The organism is Mycolicibacterium tokaiense, assembly GCF_010725885.1.
Taxonomy (GTDB): domain Bacteria; phylum Actinomycetota; class Actinomycetes; order Mycobacteriales; family Mycobacteriaceae; genus Mycobacterium; species Mycobacterium tokaiense.
Genome location: NZ_AP022600.1, coordinates 5784136 through 5798136 on the forward strand (window position 1 = coordinate 5784136; position 14001 = coordinate 5798136).

The window sequence follows — 14001 nt, forward strand, 5'->3', positions numbered from 1 at the left end:
GGCGCGGGTTCCGACCCCCCGACCGCCGTTGTGTAGGCGCCACCTGTGTGCACACTGCTGGCACAATCGAAGGACTCATCAGTAGGCCGAAGCGGGCGAAGCGGCCCGCTCTGGCACAGTGGACTCATGACCACAGCCAGCAGCGGAGAAGCCGACACCACCGACCTCGGCACCACGATGCAAGACCCCGAACACATCTACGTCAGCACCGTCACCAACCCCAACGCCGGCAACCAAGTCATCACCGCCCACCGCACCAGAACCGGAGCCGAGGCCCAGGTCCAGGACCTCGCCACCACCTGGGGCGCCGACCCCACCACTCTCGAACCGACCATCCTCGAGCTGCCCCTGCTGCCCTGACCATAGGACAAGCCGAGGGCAGTAACGCACGCTCACAACAACTCCCGCGGGCTGCCCTGGTGTCTCATCGGTCAGCAGCGCGCACATCGCCGGCCTCCTGGGCGGTCTCCTTCACCAACCGAGGCACCCGCGAACCCGCCAAACAGGTTGTCGATCGCATACGGGCAGCGGCGGTTTCAGGAAGCCAGCAGTGACTCGCCCAACTGTTGTCCGGCCTCCACTCCGGGGAGGATGGCGAACACCGCGGACCCGACGGTGGTGATCCAGGGGTTGAACCCGTCGGCGGCTGCGAGGCGCTGCTGCACAGGGATGAACTGCGTGGCAGGGCTCTTCTGGTAGGCCGCGAAGATCAGGCCGCTGTCAGTGGTGTCGCCGGGTTCGGGAGGGTCGTCGTAGTTGTAGGGCCGGCGCAGAAACTGTTCGTCGTCGGTACGGTGGCGAGCCAGGGCGATGTGTGAATGGGGAGCGATGACGGGGATTCCCCCGATGTTGGCCTCGAAGTCGGGTTCGTCGGTCTCCGCACTTCCGGTCAGGGGTGCACCGTCACTCAGCCGGCGGCCGACCACCAATTCTTTCGAATCGCGGTCTAGTTCGTCCCACCCGTCCATATCTGCTCGGATTCGCCGCAACACCAGCACAGTGCCTCCGTTGAACCAGGGTTGCTCGGAGCCGTCGTCCCACACGTGCCGGTCGAACCCCGCCTCGTCGTGGATGTTGACCGTCCCGTCGACCTGTCCCATGAGATTGCGCATGCTCCCGCCGGCCTGATTGGAGCCGTGGGCGTTGCGAAAACCGCTCTGGCGCCAGCGCTGCCGCGTCATCGACCGGACATTCTTCAACAGCACGCGGCTGGCGTGGGCGATCACCATTGGGTCGTCGGCACACACTTGGAGAAGCAGATCTCCACCGCCCCACTTCGGTTGCAGCCGATCGGTGCTGAACGCGGGCAGATCAACCGCAGGTTCGGGTCGTCGGTGCGGCAGTCCGATGCGGTCGAAGATCGTCGGGCCCAGTCCTACGGTGACGGTCAGACGTGCGGGACGGAGCGCGAGTTCGGGCTCGGTGTCGGCCAACGCGGGCTGGCCCTGGGTCAGTCGTTGGGCGTCAGCAGTCCACAGACCCAGGATGGCGGCGAGAGTATCGCGTGCACTGCGTCCTGATTGCGGTGCGAGGTCGAGCCCGAGGAACAGCGCATAGGCTTGCGGGGCCGTGGCGATCCCGCCCTGGTGGTGCCCGTGGAATGGCTCTGTCGAGCTGCCGAAACCATCCACTGGCAAGGCTGATTGGGCTGCGGCGCACCCTGCGACCCCGGCGCCTGCAGCCAGCGCCGCGGCGCCTCCGGTGAGGAGGCGCCGCCGGCTGACGGCAAACCGGGGCTCACCGTGTTGCTCAGCCATGCTTGTGCGGACCCCCCGCCCCGTCAGTGCTCGGCACGTAGTTCTCATTCGCTCCGGCAAAATCACGGACTTGAGCGGTGACCGGCAACGTCGATCCATCCTCGAACTCGACGGTCAGCGTGACGTCGGCGCCCGGCCGTAGGGGTTCGGTGAGGTCCATCAGCATCAGATGGTCACCCCCGGGAATCAGCTCGCGGGTCTCCCCCGCAGGGACGACGAGACCGCCCTCTTTGGACTGCATGACCTTGCCGCCCGCGGCGTCGGGCACGACCTCGTGAACCTCGACGCTGCCGGCCGCCGGCGACGTCCCGGCCACGATGCGCGCGTCGCGACCGCCGGTGTTGGTGAAGGTGCCGAAGACAGCAGTCATGCCCTCATCGGCAGAACCCGCCCACTGATTCTCGAAAGTCACCTGGTCGGCCATGGGTCCGGCGTCCTGCTCAGATGACGAGCAGGACGATGTCAGCAGCACCGAGCCCATGACGAGGCCGGCAAGGATGGAACGAATTGTGTTGTCAGACATGTTCTTTGTTCTCCGTTGCTGGATTGGCGGCCTCGACGAGTGCACCTGCCGGTACCTCTGCAGCATCAGTGAGGTTGCTGTGCTGCGCGGTCGATGGCTCGTGAGCGGCGTGATGTTGGCGCGAGCGGCGTCGGCGGGTGAGCACCGCATCCACCGCGAGGACCACGAGCACCGACAGACCGAAAACAGGGAAGATCACGCCGAGGACCACCGCGGCCACCGACACCGCGATGACGGCACGTTTCGGCGTGTTGGATCGGGTGGCGGTGCTGGTGGCGGTGGGCAGGCCGGCGCCGCCGGCGGGGCGGCGTTTCCACCACATGGTCAGCCCGGTCAGGATGCTGGCCAGCACGCCGAGGCACGCCAACGTTGCCGAGATGCGGGTCACGACGCCGTACTGGTTGCCCATGTGCATGGCGATACCGAAACTCGTCAACCGCGACAATGCCCCGTCCTGCGCGGCGGTGGCGTTGGTGATGGTCTGACCGGTGAACTGATTGAGGTAGAGGGTGCGCTGCTCGGAGGTCTTCTGCGGCCAGGCGTTGACGACGGTGTAGCTGCCGTAGACCGGGCCTGCGCCTGCATCCGAGTCCGTGGGAGGGATGATCGCATAGCCGGGCACCATGTGTTCACCTTTGGCGATGCGATCGATGTCCGCGAATGACATCTGTTGCGGTGCAGCCCCGTTGGAGTCCGATGCAGGGATCGGATCGTCGGTGGCGGCCCAGGGGATGCGTCGGCCCAGTCGGTCGTAGTCACCGAGGGTGGCCGCGGTGGACGGCGCGTCGATGGATTCCGACGGCGCCACCGTGGCCGAGAGGGCGCGCCAGTTTTCGCCCCAGTACCGCGACCAGGTCATCCCGGACAGCACGTAGCAGATGAGCACGACCGACAATCCGATGCCGATCAGGGCGTGCAGATCACGCCAGCGGATACGGCCGCCGCGACTCCACCGGACCTTCAGCAGGGGTTTGGTGGCTTCGATCGCCCGCGGCCACCACAGGTAGATGCCACTGGCCAGCAGCACCAGGATCCACGTCGCGGTCAATTCCATCCAGAGGTTGCCGATGCCCACCGGGATGGTGGCGTCGGGATGGTCCGACGGGGCGATCAGGTGGCCGAGGGAGGGCAGCTGGATCTTCGGCGCGTCGTTGCCGAACATCCGGTGGACCTGATTGGCCCACCCGATCAGACCGGAGAGTTGATCGCGCTGCCCGAGGTACGCACCGGTGTACGGGTCGACGAACACCTGGGTGACGTCGGCCTCGCCGGCGGGATACTGCGGGGCGTCCGGCGCGACGAAATCGACGCGGGTTGATCGGCCGGGGCCGGCGGGCGGGGTGACGGCGTCCAGCGCATAGTCGGCGCCGACCTGCTGTGCGGCAGTATCGACCTGCTCGTCGAGGGGCACCGTGTCAGCGCCTTGCGCGACCACCAACAGGTCGCGGTTGAGCCAGGTGTCCAGCGGCTGGCTGTACAAGATGATCAACCCAGAGCAGGCCAGGACAACCAGGGGCGGGGTGGCGAACAACGCCACCCAGAAGTGCAGTCGCCATATTCGGCGCAGAACGGCGGCATTACCGCGGCGCTGGCTCGATATCGCAGTGCTCATCGACCTCCTCCCGGGGTGGCAGGGGGGGTCACGGTGGAGATACGGGTGCGCTGAAAAAGGCTCACGGAAAAGTTCTTTCGACGTGGGGTGGTCCAGGGACGCGCGACCGTCAGACAGATCTCACGACGTGAGGGGTCGACGCGCGAATACCGCGGCGCCCGCGCCGCGGTGGAAAAGGTCAGGAGAAAGTGCGAACCGCTATGCGGCTGCAGTGGCGGCGCGCGGCGGCGCCCGCATACCCAACCCCGCCCGGCCCAGGACCGGTCGGGCGACGACCACGCGCACAACCACACGCCGCAGGCGCGCCGTGGAACGCTGCGGGACCATGGCGAACAACCGCAACCAGCACAGCAGCGTGCCGCACACCGCGTAGAGGTGTTCGACGACAGCAATCGCCGATCCGAGAACCGCGGCGGCCGCCAGGTGGGCGACCACCATCGACGGTGACAGCTCCAGGCCGCCATGTTGGTGACCGCCGCCGGCCACCAACGTGGCATGCCCCAGGGCTTGAGCGATGACCAGCCCACCAGTGGCGGAGGCCCATCGCAGGCGCGGACCGTCGAACACCATCGCCGCGACCGCGACCCCGACCACCGCGCACACCAGCGCCGACAGGATCAGCGCGGATCCCTGGGGCAGGCCGCCGCCGGCGGCCCCGTGGGCACCGGCAGTGACGACCGCCGAGCACACACCGACCAACGCGCCGCGCAATCCGCGTGCGTGTGACCTCGGTGTGCTCACGCTGCGCACCTTACCGCCCGTGCAGCGACACCACTGAGCGGCGGGCGCTGGGCGGAACGCGGTGTCGGAACGAACCAGTGCCAGGTGGGCCCACCCGTTGGCACACTCTTGGCACAGCGAGGGTTTACCTCGCGGGCCAACCAGAGCCTGTCGAATCAGCCCCAGGGTTTGGTGGCACGGTTTCTCGTGATCGAGCACGGCATGGAAGGCAATCCAGCTTCAGATGCGTCGATTAGTTTCGCACTCGGGGTCGTGAATTTCAGCGCTGTAATTATGTTGCAGGTGTTACCGCTGGTGCAGTTGTGGGATACGCTCACCTACGTACCTAATACGTAGATGTTTGCTACGCGGCCGAAAAGGCTGCCCCAGTCGCGGTGCGACGACCTGATGACCGTTGCTCGCACAGCCGGAGGAAATCAACAATATGAGACCCATTGCCGGTTGCATCAGGTCTGTGGACGTCCGCACATTCGGCAACTCTCCTCGACGTCGGACAATGGCGGTGGCCATTGTTGTGTCGCTTCTGATGGTGTTTTCGCCATCAGTGTCCGCCGAACCGGCCTCAGGGCCGTGGGATCCGCTCCTGCCGAAGACGCCCAGCGCCGGAGCTCCCGGAGATCCGGTCGCCATCGCCAACGCATCGTTGCAGGCGACGTCCGTTGCCACGCAAACAGCCATGGACTTGGGACGCAGCTTCCTCAGCGGCCTCGGCATCATGAAGCCCACTGCAAGCCCGCAGGCAAGCATTCGCGGCAGCCGCGTCTATGGCACGCAGGCGATCGAATACGTGATTCGCAGGGCGGGGACACAGATTGGCGTTCCCTACTCCTGGGGTGGGGGTAGCCTCACAGGGCCGAGCCGGGGTGTGGACCGAGGCGCGGGCACCGTAGGCTTCGACTGCTCGGGATTGACGCGGTTCGCCTTCGCCGGCGTCGGGGTCCTGTTGCCACGGTGGTCCGGTGACCAGTACAACGCCGGCCGAAAGATTCCTCCCTCTCAGGCCAAAAGGGGCGACCTGCTGTTCTGGGGGCCTGGCGGAAGCCAACACGAGGCGATCTACCTAGGTGGAGGGCAGATGATAGAGGCGCAACAAACTGGAGTTCCCATCAAAGTGTCACCCGTGCGCACCGCTGGAATGACTCCCTACGTCGTTCGAGTCATCGAAACCTAGGTCAGAGACGCTCAGTTGCGGCGTCAGCGTGCCCGTCACGTCACTGGCTTCTTCTGCGGTCGTCTCGCCATGCACTCTGCGTTGTAAGACCTCATCCGGCTGCGACCTTGCGCAACAAGCGATTTGAGTAGTCTAGTCCTCTCTGACCCGATGAACCGATGCGTCGGTGGCGACAACGACTTCACCGGTGCACAGGACCAGGATGGCTCGAGAGTGTCGCCAAGCGCCGGGCGTTGCTACCAGTCTTGGTCACTGTCGCGCTCAGAGCTCGGTCCCATCGACGTGCAAAAGCTTTACCAGATCTTGAGGAAACGGCGAGAGGACCCATATTGCGGGTCTGCACGCTGGAAGAGACATTCCCGCCGCCGGGTTTCGCGGTCGTGCGGCGCGGTTGGAGTAAGCGACGTGGGAGAAGGCACTATGCAGATCAAACGATGCGCGGCGGCACTGGGTATCGGCGCGGCCCTGGTCGTGTTGAGCGGATGCTCCGGTTCCGGTTCGGATTCGGCGGAGTCAGCGACCACGCAGGCGCAGGCGTCGTCGGCGGCCTCGAGTGCTGCTCCGGCCACGTCAGCTGCGGACCACAACGATGCCGACGTGACGTTCGCCCAGGCAATGATCCCGCACCACGAACAGGCCGTCGAGATGAGTGACATGGTGCTGGGTAAGCAGGGCATCGCCCCTGAGGTCATCACCCTGGCCAACGAGATCAAGGCTGCTCAGGGTCCCGAGATTCAGCAGATGCAAGGCTGGCTTGCCGAGTGGGGTGTCGAGTCCGGCGAGGGCGGGATGTCGAGCATGCCGGGCCACGACATGTCCACCATGCCGGGCCATGACATGTCCGGAGACGGTTCGATGCCCGGCATGAGCGGGGGCGGCATGATGTCCGAGCAGGACATGACCGATCTGCAGAACGCCCAGGGCGTCGCCGCGAGTCGGCTGTTCCTCACGCAGATGATCGAGCACCACGAAGGCGCTATCACCATGGCGCAGACCGAGATCGATGCGGGACAGTTCCCCGCCGCGGTCGAGATGGCGCGCGCCATCGTCACCTCGCAGCAAGAAGAGATCACGACCATGGAAAACCTGCTCGAGACCCTGTGACCGGAGGTGTCGAGGCGAGTCAGTGACGCGCGCTCAAGGGTCGGGGCCGTCGCGTCCCGCTGCTCGTCGATTCGACCGCTGGTCTGTCCTCGGCGGGCAGGGCGATGCGGAAGGTGGTCCCGGCGCCGGGGCCGGGGCTGCTCGCAGAGATGGTGCCGCCGTGAGCTTCTACCAGCGCTTTGGCAATGGCCAACCCGATCCCGGCACCGCCTTCATCGCGAGCACGGGCAGAGTCGGTGCGATAGAACCGTTCGAAGACGCGCTCGAGGTGCTCAGCTGCGATGCCGGTGCCCGTATCGGCGACCGAGATGACCACATTGGCGCCCTGGTGGATGGCCGCGACCTGCACGACCCCTCCGGCGTCGGTGTGGCGCAGCGCATTGTCGATGAGATTTCCCAATACCTGCAGCAGCCGCTGGGTGTCACCCCACAGCTGCGGTAACCCGTTGTCGGCGTGCGTGTTCAGCACTACCCCCTTGGTGATGAACCGGTCGCGGGCCGCGGTCACGGCACCATCGAGGAGATCGGCGGGATTGATCCACGCGTAGGCCAGTGACGCGGAGCTTTCCTCGGCTTTTGTCAGCGCCGACAGGTCGTGGGAAAACCGGACCAGGCGGCGGGTCTGGTCGTTGAGCATCGCGGTGGTGTCGCTGTCCAGGGTGCGTACACCGTCGCCGATGGCCTCGATATAGGCCTGCAGCACCGCGATCGGGGTCCGAATCTCGTGGGCAAGGTCGCTGAAGAGTCGTCGTCGGGTTTCGTCCACGGTCTGCAGACGGGTCGCCATCTGGTTGAAGGAGTCGGCAAGGGCGTCGAAGTCCTCACCGAGGCGCGGTGAGGACACCCGAATGTCGTAGTCTCCGTGAGCGACTGCGCGTGCTGCGGATGCTACTTCGGCCACCGAGCGCTGAAGCCGGCGGCTGACGTACCAACTCACCGCAAGAGCCGCGAGAACCGATACAGCCAACGCCCCGCCGACCGAGAACGCGGTGGCATAGACGTACGCCTCCTCGGCGTGGAGCTCTTCCATGGAGTTCGCCGGCACCCCGGCTCGGTGCAGGTGCTCGCGAAACAGCGGAGGTCCGATGACGGCGGCGATGACCGCAGTGGTGGCGACTCCGGCGAGCAGAACCATCGCCTGGGCCAGCAACAGCCGTGCTCCGAGTCCGTAGCGACGAGCCGACGTGGGGCCGACGGCCGCTGACGGTCTGGGAAGGTTCATTGGCCGCAGCCCATCCGGTAGCCGACCCCGCGGACGGTCACGACGAAGCGGGGCGCGGCGGGGTCGTCACCCAGTTTGCGGCGCAGGTGGCCGATGTGGACATCGATGAGGTGATCGCTGCCCACCCAGGGTTGGTCACGGATCGCTTCCAGCAGTTGGCGCCTGCTCAACACAAGGTTCGGCCGGTCAGACAGCGCGGCGAGCAGGTCGAACTCGGTGCGCGTCAACAACACTGGTCGGTCATCGAGGAGCACTTCACGGGAGTCGATGTACAGGGTCAGCGCTCCGAACGTGCGCGGAGGGCTCGAAGCTGCGCTGCCGGTGCGGTAGTCGGCTCCAGGGTGTGAAGCGGTGCGCGGTCGGCGCAACATCGCCCGGATACGGGCAACCAGTTCGCGGGGGCTGAACGGTTTGGTGACGTAATCGTCGGCGCCCACGGTGAGACCGACAATGGTGTCCATCTCGGTGTCGCGGGCGGTCAGCATCACCACGTACGCGTCGGAGAAGGTCCGCAGCTGCCGGCACACTTCGAGTCCGTCGATGCCGGGCAAGCCCAGATCGAGGACGACCACGTCGGGATCGAGTTCCTTGGCGATCGTGATGGCCTCGGTCCCATTGCCTGCCACGGTGGCCTCGAACTGTTCGCGTTCCAGGTAGCTGGCAACCACCTCGGCCAGCGGCAGTTCGTCGTCGACGACCAGCGCCCGATAACCCGGTACCGAGGAGGGGGTGGCGTCCATCTGTTCATGGTGCCCGTCGCACCTGCGTCCCGGAACCCCGCACGGCGGTGTGCGCAAAACTTGAACTGATCTTTATCCAACCCCGACGAAGGGCTACCGCGAGCCAACAGGCTGAGACGAATGCCCACACAGCGCCTCGTGAACGACGCGGCTCGGCTACTGCCGGCGCGTGTCCCCCGTCAACGGGATGCGCGGCGGTTACGTTGAACCTCGGCAACGTGGTGTTCCACGCGCGCCTGCGGCGCCGGCCGCCGGTGTACGGGCTGAGAGCGGAGGTGGCGATGCTGGCGCGAGGGTTCGGCGACCTGGAGGCAGCCGTCATGAACAAGATCTGGGACCGCCGTGCGGCGGTCACGGTGCGCGATATCTTCGACGACCTGTCCCGAGACCGCCAGATCGCCTACACGACCGTGTTGTCCACGATGGACAACCTGCACCGCAAGCGCTGGCTGGAGCGGGAACGCGACGGCAAAGCGTATGTGTATCAGCCGGTGATGAGCCGGGAGGAGCGATCTGCGCGGCTGATGCGCGAGGCGATGGAGACCGGCGGCGATGCCGACGCCGTGCTGGCGTTCTTCGTCGAACAGATGAGCCCTGATGAATCCGCGCAACTCAAAGCCGTGATCCGCCGCGTCTCGGGTCGTCGCCGATGACCACCGCGCTGTGGCTGGTGGTCTACGGCGGGGCGTTGACCTGGGGTGCGCCCGTACTGCTGGGCCGACTCACCGCATCGGGGCTGAGCCCTCGGATGGGTGTCGCGGCGTGGCTCACCGCCATTGCGACGGCGATGCTCACCTGGGCGCTCGCCTTGATCTTGATTGCCGACGCGGCAGTGCACGGGGTGACGGATTCCTCGGCGGTCACGCTGTGCCTGGAGCTCTTCGGGTTCCCGGAGCACACGCCGCTACCAGGCCGGATCGGTGCGCTGACACTGATCGTGGGTGGGATGGCGGCGTCGGCCGTTGTCATTGCGCGCGTCGGTCGTTCACTGCGGCACCTGCGCTCGCGGAGTCATGAACATGCACAGGCCGCGCGGTTGGTGGGCCGCCGCACGGACCGTTCTGATGTCGTGGTCGTCGATGCCCCGCAGCGGACCGCTTACTGCGTGTTGGGCCGCCCCAACGCCATCGTGGTGACCTCCGCAGCCTTGTCATCGTTGAGTCACTGCCAACTGGCCGCGGTCCTCGCTCATGAAGACGCTCACATCCGTGGCCGTCACCACCATCTGTTGATGGTGCTTCGCGCGCTGGCTTCGACGCTGCCGTGGTTGCCGCTGCTGCGCCGCGGGAGGCTCGCCGTCGGCGAGCTCCTGGAGATGTGCGCCGACGATGCCGCCGCCCGCCACTGCGGCACGCCCCCGCTACTGAGCGGGCTGCTGACCCTCGCCGGTTCCGGGCCCGCGCCCGCTGACGGGCTTGCCGCCGCCACAACCGCCGTCGTATCGCGAGCACAGCGGTTGGCGGATCCCGCCGGGCCCACACAACAGTGGAAGCAACGAATTGTGTTGACCACCATCATGGTCGGCACCGTGTCCGCGCCCCTGTTCATCAACCTGCTCTGCCATCACTGAGCCTGACCGTCCGTACTCAACCGCGCTGACGGGCTGAGACCTCGGAAACCCTCGCCGTGATACCCCCGTACGGTATGTGCATCACACTGCGCCAGCAGGGTTGGGTTGCACCTGGGACGTGAACAACGTGATCGAAACCTCCTGCCCGAACGGCAAGTACTGAGCAGTTACGGAGATTCGCAGCGGTTGGAGAACAGCGGTCCTTGCATACCCCCCAGGGGTATGGTAGACCTGCTGCTGTCCACAGTTCAACCCCCACCGGAAGGCCACCATGAGCACCACCGTCAAGATCACCGTCACGGGCATGACCTGCGGGCACTGCGCATCCTCGGTCAGCGAGGAGATCCGCAGCATCGAAGGAGTCACCGATGTGGCGGTCAACGTGGGCACCGGCCAGGTCGTCATCCACGCAGATCGCGACCTTGACGCGGCCGCCATCGACGCCGCGGTCCGGGAGGCCGGGTACAGCCTGACCGGCTGAACCACCGGCCCTCGACCGCGAACGAAGGAGTTGATCATGAAACCTGGGACAACCCTGGCGGGCTTCGCCGTCGGGCTGGCCGTGATCTCCGCCGCCGCGATCGGTGTGGGCGCCTTTACCGCATGACGCGCGTGACGGGCCATCCTCGGCGAGGCAACGCCACAGGAACCGCACCCGAGCGCGGACACCAGCTCTGGAGGAAGACAGAAATGACACTGGGAACCCCGTCCCCCGGAACGCAGGAGGCCCACCGATGACCAACCATGACCACCACGGCCATCAGGACATGGGCGACGTCAACTCGATGGCCGTCAGCGCCACCCTGCATTGTCTCACCGGCTGCGCCATCGGCGAGATCATCGGACTCATCATCGGCACCGCGCTGGGCCTCGGCAATCTGGCCACCATCGCCATCGCCGTCGCGCTGGCATTCCTGTTCGGCTACACCCTGTCCACCTTGCCGCTGCTGAAAGCAGGCCTCGCCCTGGGCACCGCGCTCAGCGTCGTCCTGGCCGCCGACACCATCTCGATCGCCACCATGGAGGTCGTGGACAACCTCGTCATGGCCGCCATCCCCGGCGCCATGAACGCCGGACTGGTCAATCCCGTCTTCTGGATCGGCATGGCCATCGCCTTGACTGCGGCGTTCTTCGCCGCGTATCCCGTCAACCGCTACCTGCTCAAACGCGGCAAAGGGCACGCCCTGACACACCAGTACCACCAAGGCGGCAGCCCGGTAACCGGCTTTCGGCGCCTCATCCCGTCGTTCAGCACAGGTGCACTGGTCGCCGTCATCTCCGCGTTCATGGTGGGCGGCTTGGTCGTGTCCGTGGCCGACAGCCTCACCGGACCCGCCTCCAGCGTCCATGGCAGCAGTGCGGCTCCAGGACCAAGCGCGCGCGGATAGGTCGTCCCCCTCGCTCGCGACGTCGTGGGAAGCGCGCGCTGACGACGCCGATCACAGCGACGTTCGAGACCTCAGCGGTCAGTGGTCATGATCGTGATCGGCATGCCCATCGTCCAGCGGCTGCGCCGGCGCAGTCGGGGTTGGTGCGAGTTGTGGCGGTGCCGCCGGAGCCCCCGCCGGTTGTGACGGTCCCGCCGGGGTCCTCACCGCTTCTGCCGGCGCCACCGGGCTTCCGTTGGCTTTCTCGACAGGCGCGGAAGCGGGCGGATGAGGGTGATGGCCCAGGTGTCCATCCGCCTGCTCGACGTGAGGCCCGTGATGATCACTCTCCGCGCCCGCCGGCCCGTGATGGTCGTGCCGGAGGCCGGACGCCACGCCCACCGTGGAAGCCAGCGCGACCACACCTACGGCACCGAGAAGAACCACAGCACTCGCGAAGGCGGTGACCGGCTCGCCACGCAAGCCGCGGTACCACACCCAGCCTGCACCCATCACCACGTAGATCTGCAGCAGGAGAGCACACAGGTCCGCGCCCTGCACAACTTCGGCTTCTCCTGCGTGCGGACCGAACGGGGCTCCCGCAGTCCGCGACAGTGCCCACATTGCGATCGCTGCGATGTTGAGGACAATTCCTGCGGCGAGGACTGCGGTTGTGGCGCGGACGAGCACTGCCCGGGCCCAGATCAGTTGAAAAGTCGCGAGAGTCACGAAGAACGCGCCGGCCGGCATCCATTCGAGCCAGTGGGCCGGGACGACGGCGAAGTGAATGACAGCGGCGCCCAGCGAGGCCAGCGCCGCGAGGCGAGCTGCCAGCCTACTGTCGGTCCTCGGCTCGGTTCTTGGTGCCACTCGTCCGATGATGACAGCAGCGGACTCAGAGGCGATTGTGCGACATCACATCTCAACCGGACCGAGATGCTTCCGTCACCCGATGAGCACGATCACGTACATCTGCATTCGGCCCACACCGGTCATCGGGAGATGAATCTACGGCAACACCTGTGAGGCAGAAAGATTCAATGGATCATCTGTGACTCTGTGTCAGACGTTATCGACCTGGGACGTGGGACTGTGTCGCGTGATCGTGAAAATGTGTACGTCACAGACAAGTACGTATTTACTACGTACTTCATGATTACGAAGATGACGGCACTGCCGTCGCAGGCGACCACAAGAATTGCGTCCGCGTCCGCTGACCCTCGCGAAATCTTCGATGGGTCAAAGACGTTTCCCAACAGTCGAATACGCTCGATCCCTGGCAGTCAACGGCTGCAGACAATCGCAGTGAAGGCTCACGGATAACGCGCTCGGGATGCTGCTCGACCTCGCGTTCGGCGGCGGCGGCCTCTTCCCGAGCGGGTGACGTCCAGAGAATCTGGGACGGTCGATTCAGTGTCGTTGCTCAGTTCAGCATCGCCGTTGACCACGAGGTCCCAGACGCCCTGGTCACCGCCGCTCCCTTCGATGGACTCGCTGGTGAAGGAGTCGTCGCTGGAGTCGCTGTAGCGGCCGGACTGCACCGGGCGTGATCGGGCGACCAGATCTCGGACATGACAGTAGGCTGCGCGCACCGCTTCGCTCTGAACCAGCTCACGGACACTGCTGACAGCAGACGTCCTGTACGCGCTGATCTCTGCGTCCTTGGTCGCTTGATCCAGCATGGACAGCCGCCGCAGCTTGTCGACGGTGCCCACCATGGCCCCGTGGATGAGCAGCGCAGTCCAGCGGGACTCTGTCTTCAACAGCATGGTCGAGCGAGAGCCGCTCTTCCTCCCTGTTGACGTTTGAACGCGCGCTCATTGCTGAACTCGGAATAGTCCACGACGGCTGTCGCCGCCGCGAGGCAGCCGGCCAGAACGCGGAGCCCAACCGGCAATCACCCGACGGGATGAGACCGACCGCAACGGCGGCCGCCGAGGTCCGAACAGCCAACGTCGTCAGTGCGACAGTGAAGGCGACCGCGGTTCTTCGACGGTCTTCATCTGGTCCACCCCACCCCCACCGCGGCGGCATCGCACAACGCAACGACGAGTCATGAGAGCCGACGCGGAGAGCGTCGGAAGAGGCTTGTGCTCAATGCGCTCACTCGTTCCAAACCTCGTGGCGCGTTCGTGGCGCAACGGGGGTTCCGGAATCGACTGCATGTAGGGGCTGCAAGCCTCTGAACAGAACT

General features: G+C 65.8%; 15 protein-coding genes. 7 read left to right on the plus strand and 8 right to left on the minus strand.

Annotation, left to right across the window (positions count from 1 at the left end; translation table 11 throughout):
• The first annotated feature begins 126 nt into the window (after positions 1–126).
• Positions 127–360 (plus strand): hypothetical protein, encoded by a 234-nt coding sequence (locus G6N58_RS27880; RefSeq protein ID WP_115280642.1) that lies wholly within the window; start codon positions 127–129, stop codon positions 358–360.
• A gap of 176 nt (positions 361–536) precedes the next feature.
• On the opposite strand, the gene G6N58_RS27885 is transcribed toward G6N58_RS27880, so the two are convergent.
• The 4 genes from G6N58_RS27885 to G6N58_RS27900 form a co-directional block, all read right to left on the minus strand.
• Positions 537–1757 (minus strand): Dyp-type peroxidase, encoded by a 1221-nt coding sequence (locus G6N58_RS27885; RefSeq protein ID WP_115280641.1) that lies wholly within the window; start codon positions 1755–1757, stop codon positions 537–539.
• On the minus strand, positions 1750–2280 hold the full coding sequence (locus G6N58_RS27890; protein WP_115280640.1) for a copper chaperone PCu(A)C: 531 nt from the start codon (positions 2278–2280) through the stop codon (positions 1750–1752). Before G6N58_RS27890 ends, G6N58_RS27885 begins: the two co-directional genes overlap by 8 nt.
• Positions 2273–3892 (minus strand): PepSY-associated TM helix domain-containing protein, encoded by a 1620-nt coding sequence (locus tag G6N58_RS27895; RefSeq protein WP_115280639.1) that lies wholly within the window; start codon positions 3890–3892, stop codon positions 2273–2275. Before G6N58_RS27895 ends, G6N58_RS27890 begins: the two co-directional genes overlap by 8 nt.
• Before the next feature lie 198 nt (positions 3893–4090).
• Positions 4091–4633, minus strand: a complete 543-nt coding sequence (locus G6N58_RS27900; protein WP_115282004.1) for a hypothetical protein — start codon at positions 4631–4633, stop codon at positions 4091–4093.
• Positions 4634–5129: 496 nt separating this feature from the next.
• On the opposite strand from G6N58_RS27900, the gene ripB reads away from it, so the two are divergent.
• Together ripB and G6N58_RS27910 are read left to right on the plus strand one after the other, a co-directional pair.
• Positions 5130–5804 (plus strand): NlpC/P60 family peptidoglycan endopeptidase RipB, encoded by a 675-nt coding sequence (ripB, locus tag G6N58_RS27905; protein WP_232068033.1) that lies wholly within the window; start codon positions 5130–5132, stop codon positions 5802–5804.
• A 420-nt stretch (positions 5805–6224) separates the two neighbouring features.
• Positions 6225–6908, plus strand: coding sequence for a DUF305 domain-containing protein (locus G6N58_RS27910; RefSeq protein WP_115280637.1), 684 nt, complete (start codon positions 6225–6227; stop codon positions 6906–6908).
• A 19-nt stretch (positions 6909–6927) separates the two neighbouring features.
• Here G6N58_RS27910 and G6N58_RS27915 read toward each other — a convergent pair whose 3' ends face one another.
• Together G6N58_RS27915 and G6N58_RS27920 are read right to left on the minus strand one after the other, a co-directional pair.
• Positions 6928–8130, minus strand: a complete 1203-nt coding sequence (locus G6N58_RS27915; protein ID WP_115280636.1) for a sensor histidine kinase — start codon at positions 8128–8130, stop codon at positions 6928–6930.
• Positions 8127–8870: a response regulator transcription factor gene (locus G6N58_RS27920; protein WP_115280635.1), complete on the minus strand. Its 744-nt coding sequence runs from the start codon at positions 8868–8870 to the stop codon at positions 8127–8129. The genes G6N58_RS27915 and G6N58_RS27920 overlap by 4 nt, the downstream gene beginning before the upstream one ends.
• A gap of 281 nt (positions 8871–9151) precedes the next feature.
• On the opposite strand from G6N58_RS27920, the gene G6N58_RS27925 reads away from it, so the two are divergent.
• The 4 genes from G6N58_RS27925 to G6N58_RS27940 all read left to right on the plus strand — a co-directional run bounded on the left by G6N58_RS27925 (position 9152) and on the right by G6N58_RS27940 (position 11828).
• Positions 9152–9523 (plus strand): BlaI/MecI/CopY family transcriptional regulator, encoded by a 372-nt coding sequence (locus tag G6N58_RS27925; protein WP_115282003.1) that lies wholly within the window; start codon positions 9152–9154, stop codon positions 9521–9523.
• The gene (locus G6N58_RS27930; protein ID WP_115280634.1) at positions 9520–10440 is read left to right on the plus strand and encodes a M56 family metallopeptidase; all 921 of its coding nucleotides are present in this window, start codon (positions 9520–9522) and stop codon (positions 10438–10440) included. The genes G6N58_RS27925 and G6N58_RS27930 overlap by 4 nt, the downstream gene beginning before the upstream one ends.
• A gap of 271 nt (positions 10441–10711) precedes the next feature.
• Positions 10712–10921 (plus strand): heavy-metal-associated domain-containing protein, encoded by a 210-nt coding sequence (locus G6N58_RS27935; protein WP_115280632.1) that lies wholly within the window; start codon positions 10712–10714, stop codon positions 10919–10921.
• A gap of 253 nt (positions 10922–11174) precedes the next feature.
• Positions 11175–11828: a DUF4396 domain-containing protein gene (locus tag G6N58_RS27940; protein WP_232068034.1), complete on the plus strand. Its 654-nt coding sequence runs from the start codon at positions 11175–11177 to the stop codon at positions 11826–11828.
• 78 nt (positions 11829–11906) lie between these two features.
• Here the strand turns inward: G6N58_RS27940 and G6N58_RS27945 are convergent, their stop codons facing one another.
• On the minus strand, positions 11907–12677 hold the full coding sequence (locus tag G6N58_RS27945) for a hypothetical protein (protein WP_115280631.1): 771 nt from the start codon (positions 12675–12677) through the stop codon (positions 11907–11909).
• Between the two features lie 443 nt (positions 12678–13120).
• The gene (locus G6N58_RS27950; RefSeq protein ID WP_147289416.1) at positions 13121–13525 is read right to left on the minus strand and encodes a hypothetical protein; all 405 of its coding nucleotides are present in this window, start codon (positions 13523–13525) and stop codon (positions 13121–13123) included.
• Between the last annotated feature and the right edge of the window lie 476 nt (positions 13526–14001).

What these genes read in the sequence shown, in the direction of transcription:
- G6N58_RS27880 (WP_115280642.1), top strand. Translation starts at nt 127, where the DNA reads ATGACCACAGCCAGCAGCGGAGAAGCCGACACCACCGACCTCGGCACC.
- G6N58_RS27885 (WP_115280641.1), bottom strand. Translation starts at nt 1,757, where the DNA reads ATGGCTGAGCAACACGGTGAGCCCCGGTTTGCCGTCAGCCGGCGGCGC.
- G6N58_RS27890 (WP_115280640.1), bottom strand. Translation starts at nt 2,280, where the DNA reads ATGTCTGACAACACAATTCGTTCCATCCTTGCCGGCCTCGTCATGGGC.
- G6N58_RS27895 (WP_115280639.1), bottom strand. Translation starts at nt 3,892, where the DNA reads ATGAGCACTGCGATATCGAGCCAGCGCCGCGGTAATGCCGCCGTTCTG.
- ripB (WP_232068033.1), top strand. Translation starts at nt 5,130, where the DNA reads ATGGCGGTGGCCATTGTTGTGTCGCTTCTGATGGTGTTTTCGCCATCA.
- G6N58_RS27910 (WP_115280637.1), top strand. Translation starts at nt 6,225, where the DNA reads ATGCAGATCAAACGATGCGCGGCGGCACTGGGTATCGGCGCGGCCCTG.
- G6N58_RS27915 (WP_115280636.1), bottom strand. Translation starts at nt 8,130, where the DNA reads ATGAACCTTCCCAGACCGTCAGCGGCCGTCGGCCCCACGTCGGCTCGT.
- G6N58_RS27920 (WP_115280635.1), bottom strand. Translation starts at nt 8,870, where the DNA reads ATGGACGCCACCCCCTCCTCGGTACCGGGTTATCGGGCGCTGGTCGTC.
- G6N58_RS27925 (WP_115282003.1), top strand. Translation starts at nt 9,152, where the DNA reads ATGCTGGCGCGAGGGTTCGGCGACCTGGAGGCAGCCGTCATGAACAAG.
- G6N58_RS27930 (WP_115280634.1), top strand. Translation starts at nt 9,520, where the DNA reads ATGACCACCGCGCTGTGGCTGGTGGTCTACGGCGGGGCGTTGACCTGG.
- G6N58_RS27935 (WP_115280632.1), top strand. Translation starts at nt 10,712, where the DNA reads ATGAGCACCACCGTCAAGATCACCGTCACGGGCATGACCTGCGGGCAC.
- G6N58_RS27940 (WP_232068034.1), top strand. Translation starts at nt 11,175, where the DNA reads ATGACCAACCATGACCACCACGGCCATCAGGACATGGGCGACGTCAAC.
- G6N58_RS27950 (WP_147289416.1), bottom strand. Translation starts at nt 13,525, where the DNA reads ATGGTGGGCACCGTCGACAAGCTGCGGCGGCTGTCCATGCTGGATCAA.